13 protein-coding genes are annotated in these 15786 nt (G+C 36.4%); 11 read left to right on the top strand and 2 right to left on the bottom strand.

Annotation, left to right across the window (positions count from 1 at the left end):
• Positions 1-7: 7 nt before the first annotated feature.
• Together ORI89_RS15960 and ORI89_RS15955 are read left to right on the top strand one after the other, a co-directional pair.
• A complete protein-coding gene (locus ORI89_RS15960; RefSeq protein WP_268231506.1) occupies positions 8-1066 on the top strand; it encodes an aldose epimerase family protein in 1059 nt (352 codons plus the stop codon).
• A gap of 71 nt (positions 1067-1137) precedes the next feature.
• Positions 1138-2649: a redoxin family protein gene (locus ORI89_RS15955; RefSeq protein ID WP_268231505.1), complete on the top strand. Its 1512-nt coding sequence runs from the start codon at positions 1138-1140 to the stop codon at positions 2647-2649.
• 59 nt (positions 2650-2708) lie between these two features.
• Here ORI89_RS15955 and argH read toward each other — a convergent pair whose 3' ends face one another.
• The gene (gene argH / locus ORI89_RS15950; protein WP_268231504.1) at positions 2709-4040 is read right to left on the bottom strand and encodes an argininosuccinate lyase; all 1332 of its coding nucleotides are present in this window, start codon (positions 4038-4040) and stop codon (positions 2709-2711) included.
• 903 nt (positions 4041-4943) lie between these two features.
• Here argH and rbfA point away from each other — a divergent pair.
• The 9 genes from rbfA to ORI89_RS15905 all read left to right on the top strand — a co-directional run bounded on the left by rbfA (position 4944) and on the right by ORI89_RS15905 (position 14663).
• A complete protein-coding gene (gene rbfA, locus ORI89_RS15945) occupies positions 4944-5315 on the top strand; it encodes a 30S ribosome-binding factor RbfA (RefSeq protein ID WP_268231503.1) in 372 nt (123 codons plus the stop codon).
• Between the two features lie 33 nt (positions 5316-5348).
• Positions 5349-6005, top strand: coding sequence for a leucyl/phenylalanyl-tRNA--protein transferase (aat, locus tag ORI89_RS15940; protein WP_268231502.1), 657 nt, complete (start codon positions 5349-5351; stop codon positions 6003-6005).
• Positions 5995-7074 (top strand): aminotransferase class V-fold PLP-dependent enzyme, encoded by a 1080-nt coding sequence (locus tag ORI89_RS15935; protein WP_268231501.1) that lies wholly within the window; start codon positions 5995-5997, stop codon positions 7072-7074. Before aat ends, ORI89_RS15935 begins: the two co-directional genes overlap by 11 nt.
• Before the next feature lie 257 nt (positions 7075-7331).
• Positions 7332-7976, top strand: a complete 645-nt coding sequence (locus ORI89_RS15930) for a hypothetical protein (protein ID WP_268231500.1) — start codon at positions 7332-7334, stop codon at positions 7974-7976.
• Between the two features lie 276 nt (positions 7977-8252).
• Positions 8253-9494, top strand: a complete 1242-nt coding sequence (gene hemA, locus ORI89_RS15925) for a glutamyl-tRNA reductase (protein ID WP_268231499.1) — start codon at positions 8253-8255, stop codon at positions 9492-9494.
• Between the two features lie 234 nt (positions 9495-9728).
• Complete coding sequence (hemC, locus tag ORI89_RS15920; protein WP_268231498.1) at positions 9729-11318, top strand: hydroxymethylbilane synthase; 1590 nt, start codon at positions 9729-9731, stop codon at positions 11316-11318.
• Between the two features lie 47 nt (positions 11319-11365).
• Positions 11366-12340, top strand: coding sequence for a porphobilinogen synthase (hemB, locus tag ORI89_RS15915; RefSeq protein WP_268231524.1), 975 nt, complete (start codon positions 11366-11368; stop codon positions 12338-12340).
• Between the two features lie 65 nt (positions 12341-12405).
• Complete coding sequence (hemL, locus tag ORI89_RS15910; RefSeq protein WP_268231497.1) at positions 12406-13719, top strand: glutamate-1-semialdehyde 2,1-aminomutase; 1314 nt, start codon at positions 12406-12408, stop codon at positions 13717-13719.
• 128 nt (positions 13720-13847) lie between these two features.
• Complete coding sequence (locus ORI89_RS15905) at positions 13848-14663, top strand: hypothetical protein (RefSeq protein ID WP_268231496.1); 816 nt, start codon at positions 13848-13850, stop codon at positions 14661-14663.
• 85 nt (positions 14664-14748) lie between these two features.
• On the opposite strand, the gene argC is transcribed toward ORI89_RS15905, so the two are convergent.
• Positions 14749-15768: an N-acetyl-gamma-glutamyl-phosphate reductase gene (gene argC / locus ORI89_RS15900; RefSeq protein ID WP_268231495.1), complete on the bottom strand. Its 1020-nt coding sequence runs from the start codon at positions 15766-15768 to the stop codon at positions 14749-14751.
• Positions 15769-15786: the final 18 nt, after the last annotated feature.

Raw genomic sequence — 15786 nt, 5'->3', positions numbered from 1 at the left:
GATAACAATGATCTATAAACTTCCTTCTGCTAAAAACTTTGAACATAATATTGGGGGTAAAAACACCCATCTAATAACCTTACAGAACCGTTCGGGAATGCAAGTTGCTTTTACAGATTATGGCGCTCGTATTGTCAGTATCTTAGTGCCCGACAACACAGGGGAACTCCGGGATGTGGTACTGGGCTTTGATAGTATACAGGGGTATTTAGAGGCTGATGAAAAATATCACGGGACGACAGTAGGACGTTTTGCCAACAGAATTGCAAACGGAGCTTTTACGATTGATGACCAGCAATTTACGCTAGAGAAGAATAATGGAAATAATAGCCTACATGGTGGGCCTAATGGTTTCCATAACCAAATTTGGGATAGACAAGTTTCATTTAAGAAGAAAGTAGATTTTTATTATACCTCAGCCGATGGCGAAGAGGGATTTCCTGGCAATTTGAAAGTATATGTTTCCTATGAATTGACCGAGGAGAATGAAATTATCATCACATATAAAGCGGAGACAGACCGGAAAACGGTAATTAACTTAACGAATCATAGTTACTTCAACTTAAATGGAGAAGGGAATGATGACATTCTAAATCATATTTTGGAAATTCCGTCGTCGCAATATGTTGCGATTGACGAAAATCAAATTCCACTTACGCAACTTGCAGAGGTAGCAGACACAGCATTTGACTTTCGAAGCCCAAAAGCCATTGGAAAAGATATAAACAACACAGATAAACAACTCGAGTATGGGAACGGCTATGACCATAGCTACGTCTTAGATGGCGAAATAAAACGGAGAGCTGCGAAAGCCTTTTCACCTAAATCAGGCATAGTTTTAGAAGTTTTCACTTCTGAACCGGGCATACAATTATATACAGGTAATTTTCTGTCGGGAAAAGACATCGGAAAGACAGGAAGAAATTATGCAAAAAACTCCGCATTTTGTTTAGAGACACAGCATTACCCTGACAGCCCGAACAGAACAGACTTCCCTTCTGTTAACCTTGATGTAGGCGAAGTGTTTACATCTACTACAATCTATAAATTTAGTATTCAAAAATAAACACCCTGACAGTACATAAAACACAGTACCATGGTCAGTAGGAAATAATATATAGTAACTAACAACGAGGGATGAAAAAGATAAATTTATTTTCAGCAATATGCCTACTATCGGGCATCTGCTTTTTAACACCCAGCTATGCACAATTAGCTAAACAAAAAGATATTACTGCTGAGGAACTAACGAAGCATATAAGCAGTCTGGTAAACGCCGGAACAGACTCGGCAATAACGGAATTAAAAAAAGAAATCATCTATTTAGAGCAAAGTGACGACGAGGCCATTTTATCGCTTGCTCCTTTTGTTTATGAGCATGCTTTAGATAATGTCACAAAAGCAGAAGAACTAAGAACCGAGATTGCGACTAAGTTTCCCGTAGGACGCACGGCTCGTGGAATTGCTTACAACAAAGTTTTCGAAGACAAGGACAAAAACACAAGCCCACAAGTTTTTGAAGAACGTTTATTGGCCTGGCGCAAAGCATTTCCTGAAGACAGCTTCCCAGAAACAGACCGTTCTATCTATAGCTTCGCTACGCAAAATTTAGCTCGACATTTTGCACGTGCTAATGCGACCGATAAAGCCTTACAATATCTTGAAGAACTGAAAGATGCGGATAACTTTGCGATGGTAACTTACACAGTAGTAAACGCTAGCGCCAAAGAAGAAACCCCAAAATACAATGCACTGATACAGCATGCCTACCAAGTGGCAGACAAAGCGTCTCAATCTAGCGACGAAAAAATAAAGAAAGGTGACAATGCACGATACAAATCAGCATTACTAGTGTTGTATGCAAACGCTATTTTAGATGATGGGGGCAGCGAACAAGCAATCAACCTTTTAAAGAACCGCTTAGAAGAGGATGAATATTCTGGTTATTACGCTAATAAAGATGTAGAAATATTAACAAAAGCATACTTACTTCAGAACAAGCCAAAAGAAGCTTTCGATGCTTTAGAAAAAGTCATGAAAAATAATGGCGTAAACCCTTCTTTAGAAGAATTATCTAAGGGGTTGTTTCCTACTCAGAAAAAAGAAGAGTTAAACTTTGAGAACTATATAGCTGATATCAGAAAAACCTATAGGGAAAAGATGACGGCCAAATACGAGAAAGAAATTATTAATACAGAAGCACCAAGCTTCACCTTAGTAAATCGAGATGGAAAAGAAGTTTCTTTAGCGGATTATAAAGGCAAAGTGGTGGTAATTGACTTTTGGGCTACTTGGTGTGGTCCTTGTATTATTTCTTTCCCAGGGATGCAAGCTGCTGTCAATAAGTTTAAAGATGACAAAGAAGTTGAATTCTTATTCATTAATACCTGGCAACGAGAAAAAGATTACAAGGAACTCGTAGAGAAGTTTATTACCGATAATAAATATACGTTCCACGTACTTTTCGATGAAATGGAAGAAAGAAGCAAAGCCGTTGTTACAGCTTTTGGAGTAAGGGGAATTCCAACAAAGGTAGTTATTGATAAAAATGGGATGATCCGCTTCCAATCAGCAGGAGGTAGCGATAATGTAGAAGAGATTTTAACGGAAATGGAAGTAAAAATTGGCTTAGCTAAACAGGCTAGTTAAGTTTAAAAAATAAGAGCGCTTAATGAACGCTCTTATTTTTTAAACTGTAATACTTTTGATTATTTTACAAGCTCTGCTATAGCAGTTTCAACCTTTTGAAAGTCAAAATCGTTTTTCACTTCGTAAAACATACGTTCAATCTGATCGTTACATAAGTTGCCGATACTCCCTTCATGTATATGTGCAACTTCTTTTGAAGGTTTGAATGTTCCATTTTCAATATCCAGGCCTATTCTTCTATACGCCTCTCTAAAAGGCACCCCCTCCAATACCATATTATTAACAACTTCAACACTGAACAAATAATCGTATTTGGGATCTTCCAACACATCGGAACGCACCTCTATATGTTTCAACATAAAAGTTGAAATTTCTAAACAGTCACTCAATGATTGGAATGCGGGGAACAGATTTTCTTTCAACAACTGTAAATCCCTGTGATAACCCGACGGTAAATTTGTAGTCATTAAAGCGATCTCATTTGGAAGTGCTTGTATCCTATTACAACGCGCACGAACCAATTCAAAAACATCTGGGTTCTTCTTATGGGGCATAATGCTTGACCCTGTTGTCAAATGGTCAGGGAAAGAAATAAATCCGAAATTTTGATTTATAAACATACAGATGTCCATGGCAAACTTTGCCAAAGTAGCAGCTACACTGCTCATTCCCTGTGCGAGAATTCGCTCTGTTTTGCCACGTCCCATTTGGGCATAGACAACATTATAATTCAAATCATTAAATCCAAGTAACGTTGTAGTCATCGTACGGTTTAGTGGAAAAGAAGAGCCATAACCAGCTGCAGACCCCAGAGGATTCTTGTTGCATACCTTCCAAGCGGACTTTAAAAGCTCCATATCGTCTACCAGACTTTCTGCATAAGCAGCAAACCACAAACCAAAGGAAGAAGGCATAGCAATCTGCAGATGTGTATAACCTGGAATAAGGATAGCTTTATGCTGTTCACTAAGCAAAAGAAGTTGCTGAAAAAGCCCTTCTATCTGCTCAACCAAGCGTTGTATCTCCGCACGAAAATAAAGTTTCAGATCAACCAATACCTGATCGTTTCGTGACCTACCTGCATGTATCTTTTTCCCGGGATCGCCGATTCGTTCGGTTAAAACCTGTTCGACATGCGAATGCACGTCCTCTGCAGTATCGGCAATAAAAAATTCTCCTTCTTCTATTTCTCGGTATATCTTTTTAAGCTCGTCTTGTACCGATTGTAAATCTGAGTCTGTCATCAAACCTATACTATTAAGCATTCGCGTATGAGCAAGTGACCCCAAGACATCTGCAGCCGCCAAATGCTGGTCCATCTCTCTGTCATTACCAACTGTAAATGATTCTACAAACGAGTCTACATCAATATTTTTTTGCCAAATCTTCATGCTAAATGGTTTTTTGAATTGCAAATTTATTCATTCTACCTAATATAAACGTAGATTTTAAAAATATTCACCATCCGTTTTTAGATTAAGCAGAAAGAAGAGAGTTTTCTATATCAGTCTGCCCTTCCATTTCCATATTTTTTTAGACTTCTTACATTAAAAAAAGTGAACGCTCACCAAGCAGCTTTAACATCGTATCTTTAAATTTTCAGCAAAAAAAGCAATCGTTTGTCTAAGGTGTCTAAAAAAAAATTAAGCAATAAAAAGGGCTGACAGCCTTTAAACGCAGAATTAAAGTGATTACTCACTTTTTTTTAAAAAAACTCTTTGTCATCCTAAAGTATATATCTATGTTTGTATCAGTAAGGGGAAAATGAAATAGAAAAACGACCTCAAGTGAGTTGGCACTCACAGCTCGTTTACCAAATGACTAAATGTACTAAATTTGATAGACGAAGGTCTTAAATCTTAAAGAAATACAACTAACCATTTATAAACTATTTTTGTTTAAAAGCGTATCTCTGCCTGTGGTACGCTTTTTTTATATTGTACCTTTTCAAAAACTGCTTAACGCCCCCCTTTTTTAAGCTTCGCTATTAATTTATATTATTCATATATCAAATCTTATGCCTTAATTTTAAAATCACATTTAATAGGCCTTTTTAATAGTAAAATATTTCTTTATTCTATTATTAAACAAGCACACACTCAAAATCAAGCTATATACGTGATGATGAATCAGTTTGCACTGAATGAAAATAAAATCGCATGTAAAACAATGGAGATATACTGTATCAATAATGAAAACGAAATTATATACATATGAAACAGCATATTCCTCCATTATCCTTACCTTTGTTATTAATGTGAACCTCTATTATAGTGGTTCGGAATAATAAAGTTATGGGAATAGAAAGCAAAAGACAGCAGCGATTTTCAGCTGTAATACAACAGGATATGGCTGAACTTTTTCAGCGAGACGGGAATGTTTGGGCACCAAATGCATTTATTACAGTGACTAGAGTTCGGGTAACACCTGACTTAGCAATTGCGCGCATCTATTTAAGTTTTTTAGATGCTAAAACAGCAAAAGAAAATGTAGAACGTATACGGACTAAAGCGAGTGAAATACGCTATAAATTAGGTATGCGTATAAAAAATCAAGCACGTATAGTCCCTCATTTAGAGTTTTTTTTAGATGACACCAATGAGTATGTAGAGAAAATGGATAAGTTATTTGATGAAATTAGCAAGGAGCCTAGACAACCAGAGTAAAAGAACTCTGTTTTAAAGACCTTTTTTGCAACCATGCTTTACCAACTTGATCAGGAGATTATATTTCCACATCCGAAATTAGCTAACGAAGACGGCTTACTTGCTGTAGGCGGAGATCTTTCGACCGAGCGTCTGCTTCTGGCTTACAGTCATGGGATATTCCCCTGGTATGCAGATGACACTCCAATCCTATGGTATGCGCCAAAGGAAAGGTTTGTGCTCTACCCAAATGAGGTGAAAATCAATAAGAGTATGCGGCAATTTATGCGGAACACAAAATTTCAGGTACATCAGGATCGTTCTTTTAGAAAAGTCATAGAAAAATGTGCTAGCGTAGGACGCAAAGACCAAGATGGCACATGGATCACTGAAGAAATGCAAAAGGCCTATATTGACTTACATGTAAAAGGCTATGCACACAGCATTGAAACATACGACGAGAACGATGTTTTAGTGGGTGGTTTATACGGCATATTAGTAGGTAATATTTTCTGTGGAGAAAGTATGTTCTCCGACAAACCGAATGCGTCGAAGCTTGCACTAGTACATCTCTGCCAGAATTTCAATATCGCACTAATAGACTGTCAGATATATTCGGAACATTTACAAAAATTAGGAGCAAAGCTGATCAATGGGGAACATTATTACCAAATGTTACAACAACAAACACTAAATTCAAATGGGTTTTAGAGAGCATTTTCAAATACCGGACAACCTTGTTTACCTAAATACACCTGGTAACGGCCTTTTACCGACAAAAACGTTAGAATGGCGGGCCAAATGGGAAAGAACCTTTTATGCACCGGAAACACACCTTAGAGACCAACAGCAAGCTGTTATACAAGAAACAAAAAAAACGTTAGCCTCTTTTTTCAATACGAAAAGTACAACTGTTTTTTGCACGCCAAACTTCTCTCATGCCTTTATTTCTTTACTGGAATTACTTCCGGAAGATTACACTTATCTAATACTTGACGAGGACTACCCTTCACTAAATTATCCTATAATTAATCGAAGACGTAAGCATAGCTTTCTTCAAATAACGGAAACATTAGAAGAGGATATATTTCAAAAAATAGAATCGTGTAAACCTGATGTTTTAGTGTTGAGTATAGTACAATATATTACAGGCGTAAAAATAGACCTGCAATTTATTAAGAAACTAAAATCTGCGTTTCCAGAGCTTATTATAATCGGTGATGGAACACAATATTTCGGGACAGAAGCGTTTGATTTTGACATTTCTGGTTTTGATGCTGTGGCAGGTAGTGGCTACAAATGGTTACTGAGTGGTTTTGGCAATGGATTCATCCTTATCAATGAATGTTTGCAAGAGCGATTAACCCATAATTTAGAACATTTCAAATTTCCTAAACAAATGTGGGCCGATAAATCAAAGTTACAGACATTTTTCGAACCAGGACACCAAGATACCCTATCACACGGAACACTAAGCGAATCGCTTTCTTTCATACTGGATTGTGGGCTTGATAATATACAAAAGCATATTACAAAACTGACAGTTTTTGCTTATGAAAAGCTGCAGGAGCGCAATATGCTTCTACCTATAGTAAGAAAACGATCGGTTAAATCGGCATTAATAAATATACAATTAAACCCTGACCTGTATCCTGAACTGGTAAAGAAAGGTATAAGATGCTTTCCAAGAGGCAGTGGTATACGCATCGGATTACACCTTTATAATACAGAGGAGGATGTAGAGTATTTATTAGATGTCATGGATACCTTAAAGAAATGACAGAAAGTATGCCTATTGCACAAGTAAATTGCACATAGTGTAGTTATTTCATGAGTTCACTACAGTTGGTTTGGATATGCTATACGACCATAAAAAAAAACAAACCTGCGAGTTTACAAAGTAACTACCAAACACTTTATAAGTTGCAGTAAATAATAAGAATATACGAGTAGTTATATAAAATACGAAATGTCTACATTTCTGTAAAGTACATACACGAGTATTATATATGACTAATAAAAACAGATTATATACATATGAATCTTAAAATTGGAGACTTGGTTAGATTTGTTGATGAACCTATCGAGGGACATATTACTTCTTTCCAAAACAATGACATTATCGGGGTAACAGATAAATCAGGCTTTGAAATACCTGTATTAGCAAGCAAGGTTACTTTAGTTCACGGAAATATGAAACGTGAAGATGATAACTTTGAAGAACCTGCAAAAATTAATATTCCATTTGTAGAGAAGGGAATATTCTTAGCAGTTGAGGGCGAACAACGTGAGGGGTTAGCGAAATTTCATATCGTTAACCACACATCATACGATTTATTAATAGCCATAGCAGAGGTAAACACATTAAAACGCACAGGTGTTTTTGCCGAGAAAATTTTAAAAAAGGACACCCTACAGTTCTATACTGCAAATTTCAGTCAGGTCGGAAAATGGCCTACCTTCGAGATTCAAATTATTCGTTTTACAAAAACGGTTCAAAAAGCGACGCAACCTATTATCAAAGAGATCCGCGTTAAACCACTCGATTTAATTCAATCCAAAGATCTTGATGAGGTTTTAGACACCAAAGTATGGTCTTTCGAACTCGACAAACCAGAAGAAAATATTGGTTTAGACAAATTAAAAGATCACTTTATTTCTCATCGTCCCAATAAAAAATAATATCAGGCCTAGAGCTGCTTTTCTAAATGTAGCTCTAAGCTTCATGATAATTCTCACCATCAAACACATTAACTTATCAACAGTAAATGAAATTTTATTGCCTTGCAGAGAAATGATTTTTATCACTTTTCTAAGAAACAAAACACAACAAACTAATAACAAGCCACTTAAGTCTATTTATAAGCATTCTAAATTACATGTGTTGACAGATTTTTGACATATTAACATGTCTTTTAATCTACATTTGCAGTATTAATTATTGAAGGTAACCAGACTTTGAAGAATTTAAAAGTTATAGCATTCACACACAAGCACGTTGATCTAAAGGATTTAGGCAATTTAGTTATCTGTAACGAAGAGTTAGAAGGAAGACTAATGAGTTTAAAAAACGCTTTAGATATACCTGAAATTTTTTACATAGCGACTTGTAACCGTGTAGAATTTATATTTTGTGGAGCTCATGAGCTGACAGATTCATTTATAGCAGACTTTATGCAACGGATGAACTTCTGTGTTCCGGCAGATCAATTGCATTGCTATTTAGGGCAAGTAAATCGCTACACCGACATGAATGCTTTAACTCACCTCTTCCGTATGTCATGTTCATTAGAAAGTTTAGTCGTTGGTGAGAAAGAAATATTAGCACAAGTTAGGCGAGCTTACGAACGCTGTCGCCAGGCTGGTTTTACTGGTGATTTTTTAAGGTTAACAATGGATCAACTTGTTAAGACAGCTAAAGAAGTTTATACCTATACCAATATTTCTAAAAATCCAATCTCCGTTGTTTCTCTTGCATACCGTAAACTTAAAGAAGCAAAAATTCCGAGCAATCCCCGGATTTTGGTAATCGGATCAGGAGAAACGAATCAAAATCTCACTAAATATTTAAAGAAGCATAAATATACCGACTTCGTCGTATTCAACCGTACATCTGCTAATGCTAAGAAACTAGCGGAAGAACTGAATGCACCATATTACTCGCTAGCAGAATTAGGGAATTACAAAAGAGGATTTGATGTTATGATTACCTGTACGGGTTCTCCTGAAGCCATTATAGATAATAATTTATACAAATTACTACTGAATGGTGAAACTGATAAGAAAATCATAGTAGACTTAGCCATCCCCAACGATATTTCTGATGAAGTAATAGCTACTTTTCCTATACATTATATTGAGGTAAGTAGCTTGCAAAAGATTGCAGAAAAAAACATGCAAGAACGTCGCAACGAACTAGAAAGTGCAGACGTTATCATTCAGAAAAATATCGCAGAATTTTTACCTATTTTGAAACAACGCCGTGTTGAAGTTGCAATGCGTCAAGTGCCAGAGACAATTAAAGAGATCAAATCGTTTGCATTAAATGAAGTCTTTGCTAAAGATGTAGATAACTTGGATCCTGCTGCACGAGAAGTGTTAGAAAAGGTGATTAACTATATGGAAAAAAAATATATAAAAGTCCCTATGGTTATGGCAAAAGAAATTCTTGTAAAAAACTCTCCCAACGAATTAAATTAGCCCATCCGTTAGTTCAATTAGACTCACGTAGTTCCTTAACCACCTAGATTACTTTATAGGACTAAGGATACTTTTTTCTTTGATAATTTGCGAAGTCATAAGAATTCACTTTTTTAATTTAAAAGCATATTCTTATTTGAAATTTAGCCTAATTCTGACAATACGCCCCACTTTTTCATAGTATAATAATTAAATTTGCGTGTACTTGGAATCAGAAAAAACAAATCATTTACCGTGAGTAGAAAACTTATCATTGGAACGAGAGGCAGTCAGTTAGCTCTTTGGCAAGCCAATTACATCAAAGCTAAATTGGCAGAGATAGGTGTCGAAGCTGAGCTTAAAATTATAAAGACCCAGGGAGACATTATACAGCATCTTCGCTTGGACAAACTGGAAGGCAAAGGCTTCTTTACAAAAGAATTGGAAGAGGAATTATTAAGTAATACAATTGACTTAGCTGTTCACTCACATAAAGATTTACCTACTGTCAATCCTCCCGGACTTATCATAGCTTCAGTTTCTGAGCGAGAGGATCCGTCAGAATTAATTATCATCCATAAAGATTGTGTTGATGTAACTAAACGTTTATCATTAAAACACAATGCGTCGGTAGGAACCTCATCAAACAGAAGAAAAGCACAGCTTTTATCATTAAGGCCAGATTTAGAGTTTAGTGACTTAAGGGGGAATATTCAAACACGTTTACAAAAACTTCGGGATGAGCAATACGATGCTATCGTATTAGCAAAAGCAGGTGTGGCAAGAGTTGAGATGGACTTATCGGACTTCCATATTGAAGAGATATCACCGATAGAAGTTGTGCCTGCACCAGCTCAAGGTGTTTTAGCCGTACAAATACGCGAAGTAGATACCGAGCTGTACGCTATCTTGCAAAAGATAAATGATGCTGATGTTGCGCGTACTATTGCCGTGGAACGAAAAGTATTAAACATGTTTGAAGCAGGATGCCATGCTCCTCTTGGCTGCTATTGTAGGAAAACAAATGACGGTAACTATGAGGCATGGACGTCGATAGCTGAAACAAATGAAGATTTTCCTGATCGTATTTATATAAAATCAGAAACTACAGAGAATATGGCCCAAGCCATATTTGATAAGTACCAAAAAGAACGTCAGCTTCCAAAAAGTGTCTTTATAACACGTGATTTGGATGAACAATCTTATTTATACCGTTTTCTTACGAAACATAATATACAAATAGACGCGCGTTCCTTAATACGAATTTATCCCACTATTAACACGCTTGATTCATTCATCTTAAAAAAAGCTGATTGGATATTTTTTAATAGCAAAAATGCTATTGACCACTTCTTTAAATTAGAGCCTTATATTTTAAAGAAGACAAAGATAGCGGTGCTAGGTCGTGGTTCGGAAGATACGTTACGGAAATATAACCGTATAGCAGACTTTTCTGGGGACAATTTAGGAATCGATACACAAAGTATAGCCAAAGAGTTTGCGAAAGTAGCGGATGGCCAAACTGTATTTATTCCACGAGCGAAGGGCTCACTGATGTCTATTCAGAAAGAACTTACAGCGAACACAGAACTTATTGATTTACCGATCTATGAAACTGTTTTAGAGGATGAAGTAGATAAAACAAATGCGGAGGTATTGGTATTTACAAGTCCGAGCAATGTAGAGGCCTATTTTAAAAACAACTTGATTGATCCTGATCAAAAAATAATTTGTATAGGTTACTCAACAGGACAGGCTATCGAGGCTATGGGACTACCCTACGAACTACCTTTCACTCCAGATGAAATCGGTTTATCAGAAGCAATTTTCGGTTTAGATTTATAAAATTGTCCAGGAGCTTAAAAGCTCCTTTTTACTTAAAATAATATATGATGTTACATCGTCCAAGAAGAAATAGAAAGTCTGCAGTAATCCGCGACATGGTACAAGAACACCATATCACTGCTAAAAATTTAATTTTTCCTTTATTTATCGTAGATAGCACTTCACAAAAAACAGAAGTCGCTTCGATGCCGGGTATTTATAGATATTCTATAGATAACTTATTGAAAGAAGTAGAGCAATGTCTCAACTTAGGGCTATATTCTTTTGACTTGTTTCCGAATATTGAAGACTCTTTAAAGGATAAAATGGCTACAGTCAGCTATCAAAAAGGTAATTTATATTTGAGAGCTATTAACGCTATCAAAAGTAATTTTCCGGAAGCTTGTATTGTAACCGATGTCGCAATGGACCCTTACAGTTCAGATGGACATGACGGCATTGTGGAAGGCTCAAAAATTCTAAACGATGAAACTCTAGAGGTCTTAGGAAAAATGGCATTGGCACAAGCGGAAGCCGGTGCAGATATTATAGCACCATCTGACATGATGGATGGTCGTATTGGATATATTCGGGAATTATTGGATAGTAATGGGTTTACGGAGGTATCCCTGATGTCATATACTGCAAAGTATGCTTCTGCTTTTTATGGTCCTTTCCGTGACGCTCTTAACTCTGCACCTAAAGCCGGTGATAAAAAAACCTATCAAATGAATCCTGCCAATGCACGAGAGGCTTTAATAGAGGCTCAATTGGATATGGAAGAAGGTGCTGACTTCTTGATGGTAAAACCCGGACTCCCTTATTTAGATATTATTAGACTACTACATGATAACTTCGATCTTCCAATCGCCGCTTATAACGTATCGGGTGAATATGCCATGCTAAAAGCCGCTATTCAGAATGGTTGGCTAGACGAAGAAAGAGCTATTATGGAGACACTTCTTAGTTTTAAAAGAGCAGGAGCAACAGCCATACTCACATATCATGCTAAAGAAGTGCTCGAAAAAGGCTGGTTGAAATAATCCATACTTTGAGTTCATGAATGTGTTAAAAGAAATTCAATAAAAAGATATTTAAAGAAAAAAATATGTCAACACAATTTCCAGATATTCCACGTGAAAAATCTGCCGAGCTATTTGCAAAAGCAAAAGAGTATTTTCCAGGAGGAGTAAATTCTCCAGTACGTGCATTTAAATCGGTATATGGCACACCCCTATTCATTGAAAGAGGAGATCAATCAAAAATATGGGATGCAGACAATAATGAGTTTATAGATTTCTGTTGCTCTTGGGGTCCCTTAATTTTAGGACATAATAATGCGGAAGTAAGAGAAGCTGTAACAACCCAGCTAAATAAAGGACTAAGCTTTGGCGCACCAACACGTTTGGAAAATGAATTGGCTGATTTGATTTTATCGAATAACAGCTTTATAGATAAAATCAGATTTGTAAGCTCAGGTACAGAGGCTGTCATGTCGGCAATACGTCTAGCACGAGGCTTTACAAAGAGAGACAAAATTGTAAAGTTTGAAGGCTGTTATCACGGGCATTCTGATTCTTTATTGGTCAAAGCTGGTTCGGGTTTAGTTACGTTTGGAGAGACCTCTTCGGCGGGAGTACCTAAGGCTTTTGCAGATGAAACAATTGTCATTGCGCTAGATGATAAAGATGCATTAGACCGTGTATTTAGTGATTTTAAAAACCAAATAGCAGCTGTAATAATCGAAGGTATCCCGGCGAATAATGGTTTACTATTACAAGAAAAAGAATATATAGATTATTTACGCGCTGTAACAAAAGCGAATGGCACCCTGTTAATATTTGATGAAGTTATTACAGGATTTAGATTAGGTTTTGAAGGAGCAGCTAAATATTACGGTATACAGCCGGATATAATTACCTACGGTAAGATTATTGGCGGTGGCATGCCTGTAGGGGCTTATGGGGCTTCAAACGAAATAATGTCTAATATTTCTCCCGATGGAGCTGTTTATCAGGCAGGCACTTTATCAGGAAATCCCGTAGCTATGGCCGCTGGTATTGCAGCGTTAAGCATACTCTCCGAACCTGGTTTTTATGAAGAACAAGAAGAGAAAACAAAGAGTTTTATAAACGAGTTGAGATCTTATATTAAAGAAAAAGGCTACGATGTACAAGTATTCACAATAGGTTCTATCTTTTGGATTGCTTTTACGGATCAGAAAAAGATTACTAGAGCTGATCAAATCGATCCAAAATCAATGGAAAAGTATAAAATAATGCACAAGGAGCTTCTCAACCGAGGCGTATATTTTGGTCCATCCGGTTATGAGGTAGGATTTATCTCACAGGCTCATACAACAGATGATTTGCAAAAAAGCCTGCAAGCACTAAAAGAAGCCTTAGATATAGTTTTTAAATAGATTTATAATTAAAACATTTTAGAACTATATTTGTTATCACAAGAACGTTTGACTCCAAGAATAACTCTTGGTAAAACGTATTTAAGATCGAGCAAATGATAGTTATAAATAAATATATAGATATGAATATGAAAAATTTTAAAACCGCAGCAGCCGTTATAGCTGTATCGGCGACAATAGTTTCCTGTAATCAAAATGCAAATAATACGGACACTACAAATACGTCTGACTCGACTACTGTAGAAAACGTAGAAAATGCTATTGCGATTAATCCGCTAAACCATTCAAAAGAATTTCCTGGGGCAACACTAAAAATAAATTCTATTACAGCTGAAAAAGTGGGAACAGACTCAGCTAAAGTGACTGTAAAATATGATGTAAGTAATTTTGAGCTTACTGCACAAACAGAACACGACCATCATATGGCAAACTCGCACGATGGACAGCATATCCATTTTATACTAGATAACACGCCATATGCAGCTTTATATAAGCCAGAGCACAGCGTCACTGTACCTGTAAATTCAGAGCATTATCTTATGTCATTCCTGTCTCGTTCATACCACGAATCGATAAAAACAGCAGATGCACACAAACTAGTGAAATTCAAAGTAACAGCAGATGCTAAAATTGAAGAGCAAGCTGTTCCTGCAGAAGCTGCTTTATTCTATAGCCGTCCGAAAGGAGACTATAAAGGTGAAGACACTAAATTTATGCTGCTAGATTTCTTTGTTTCAAACGCTGAACTTGGTGCAGATGGACATAAAGTGAAAGCTTCTGTAAATGGTCAAGAGTTTACATTGGACAAATGGGTTCCTTACGAAATATTAAATTTACCAATGGGTGAAAACACAGTAAAACTTACACTTGTTGATAAAGATGGAAATGCAGTATCAGGTGATAATGTATCGATCGAAAGAAAATTCAATCTCTCGGCAGAATAAAAATTTCAAATTTTTCATATAAAATAAAATAGGCTCGTATAATAAAGTATACGAGCCTATTTTTATATCATATTTTAAAAAAAGCTTAAAAACCAGAGCTTTTTAAATTTAAACCTTCCCGCTCGTCAAGTCCAAACATAAGATTCATGTTCTGAACAGCCTGCCCAGAAGCTCCTTTCAAAAGATTATCAGTTGCGTTTAAAATCAATAAATTATCACCGTGTTTTTCTAAAGAAATAATACTTTTATTTGTATTAACTACTTGCTTCAAATCTACACTTGTTTTACTGACCCACGTAAAGGGATGCTTCTCATAATAGTCAGCATACAATTGATGGGCTTCACCTATAGATAAGTTGCTCTTTATATAGATGCTTGAAAATATCCCTCTAGCGAATGCTCCTCTTTGCGGAATAAAGTTTATTCTATCCGCAGCACGTTCTAATAATGACCGCTGATCTACCGGTAAAAATCCTTGCTGCAATTGATTCAATGATTCTGAAATTTCCTGTAAATGTTGATGCTCAAACGACTTATATACGGACAGATTATTACTTCTCCACGAAAAATGTGTTGTAGCTCCAGGCTTTTGACCGGCACCGGTAGAGCCCGTTGTTGCATTTACGTGTATTTGATCGGTTAACTGTCCTTCTGATGCTAATGGTAATAGTGAAAGCTGAATATTAGTAGCAAAACAACCTGGATTAGCGACATTATCAGCTGTGCTTATAGCTTTTCTATTCAATTCTGGCAAGCCATATATGAAATTTCTATCCTGAAAAGTATGATTAGAAGTTAGTCTAAAATCCTGCGACAAATCTATAATTTTGACTGTGTCAGAAACAGGGTTTTTCTCTAAAAACTTGCGGGCATCACCATGTCCCACACACATAAAGAGTACATCGATATCAGCGTGAAAATCTGATGTAAAGCTTAGCTCCGTATCACCGAACAAATCAGCATGAACATCATAAACTTTATTCCCTGCGTTAGAGATAGAATTGACAAAAATAATATCTACAACAGGGTGATATATTAGAACCCGAAGGAGCTCTCCTCCTGTATAACCTGCAGAACCTACTATTCCAACTTTTATTTTACTCATATTAATATGCTTTCAATA

Source organism: Sphingobacterium sp. UT-1RO-CII-1 (assembly GCF_026711005.1).
Classification (GTDB): Bacteria; Bacteroidota; Bacteroidia; order Sphingobacteriales; family Sphingobacteriaceae; genus Sphingobacterium.
The sequence above is the reverse complement of the archived record's forward strand: the minus strand, read 5'-3'. Positions and strand labels throughout refer to the sequence as shown.

Coding starts and splice junctions, on each gene's coding strand:
- rbfA (WP_268231503.1), top strand. CDS start 4,944: ATGGGAATAGAAAGCAAAAGACAGCAGCGATTTTCAGCTGTAATACAA.
- argH (WP_268231504.1), bottom strand. CDS start 4,040: ATGAAGATTTGGCAAAAAAATATTGATGTAGACTCGTTTGTAGAATCA.
- aat (WP_268231502.1), top strand. CDS start 5,349: ATGCTTTACCAACTTGATCAGGAGATTATATTTCCACATCCGAAATTA.
- argC (WP_268231495.1), bottom strand. CDS start 15,768: ATGAGTAAAATAAAAGTTGGAATAGTAGGTTCTGCAGGTTATACAGGA.
- hemB (WP_268231524.1), top strand. CDS start 11,366: ATGTTACATCGTCCAAGAAGAAATAGAAAGTCTGCAGTAATCCGCGAC.
- ORI89_RS15905 (WP_268231496.1), top strand. CDS start 13,848: ATGAAAAATTTTAAAACCGCAGCAGCCGTTATAGCTGTATCGGCGACA.
- ORI89_RS15930 (WP_268231500.1), top strand. CDS start 7,332: ATGAATCTTAAAATTGGAGACTTGGTTAGATTTGTTGATGAACCTATC.
- ORI89_RS15955 (WP_268231505.1), top strand. CDS start 1,138: ATGAAAAAGATAAATTTATTTTCAGCAATATGCCTACTATCGGGCATC.
- hemL (WP_268231497.1), top strand. CDS start 12,406: ATGTCAACACAATTTCCAGATATTCCACGTGAAAAATCTGCCGAGCTA.
- ORI89_RS15960 (WP_268231506.1), top strand. CDS start 8: ATGATCTATAAACTTCCTTCTGCTAAAAACTTTGAACATAATATTGGG.
- ORI89_RS15935 (WP_268231501.1), top strand. CDS start 5,995: ATGGGTTTTAGAGAGCATTTTCAAATACCGGACAACCTTGTTTACCTA.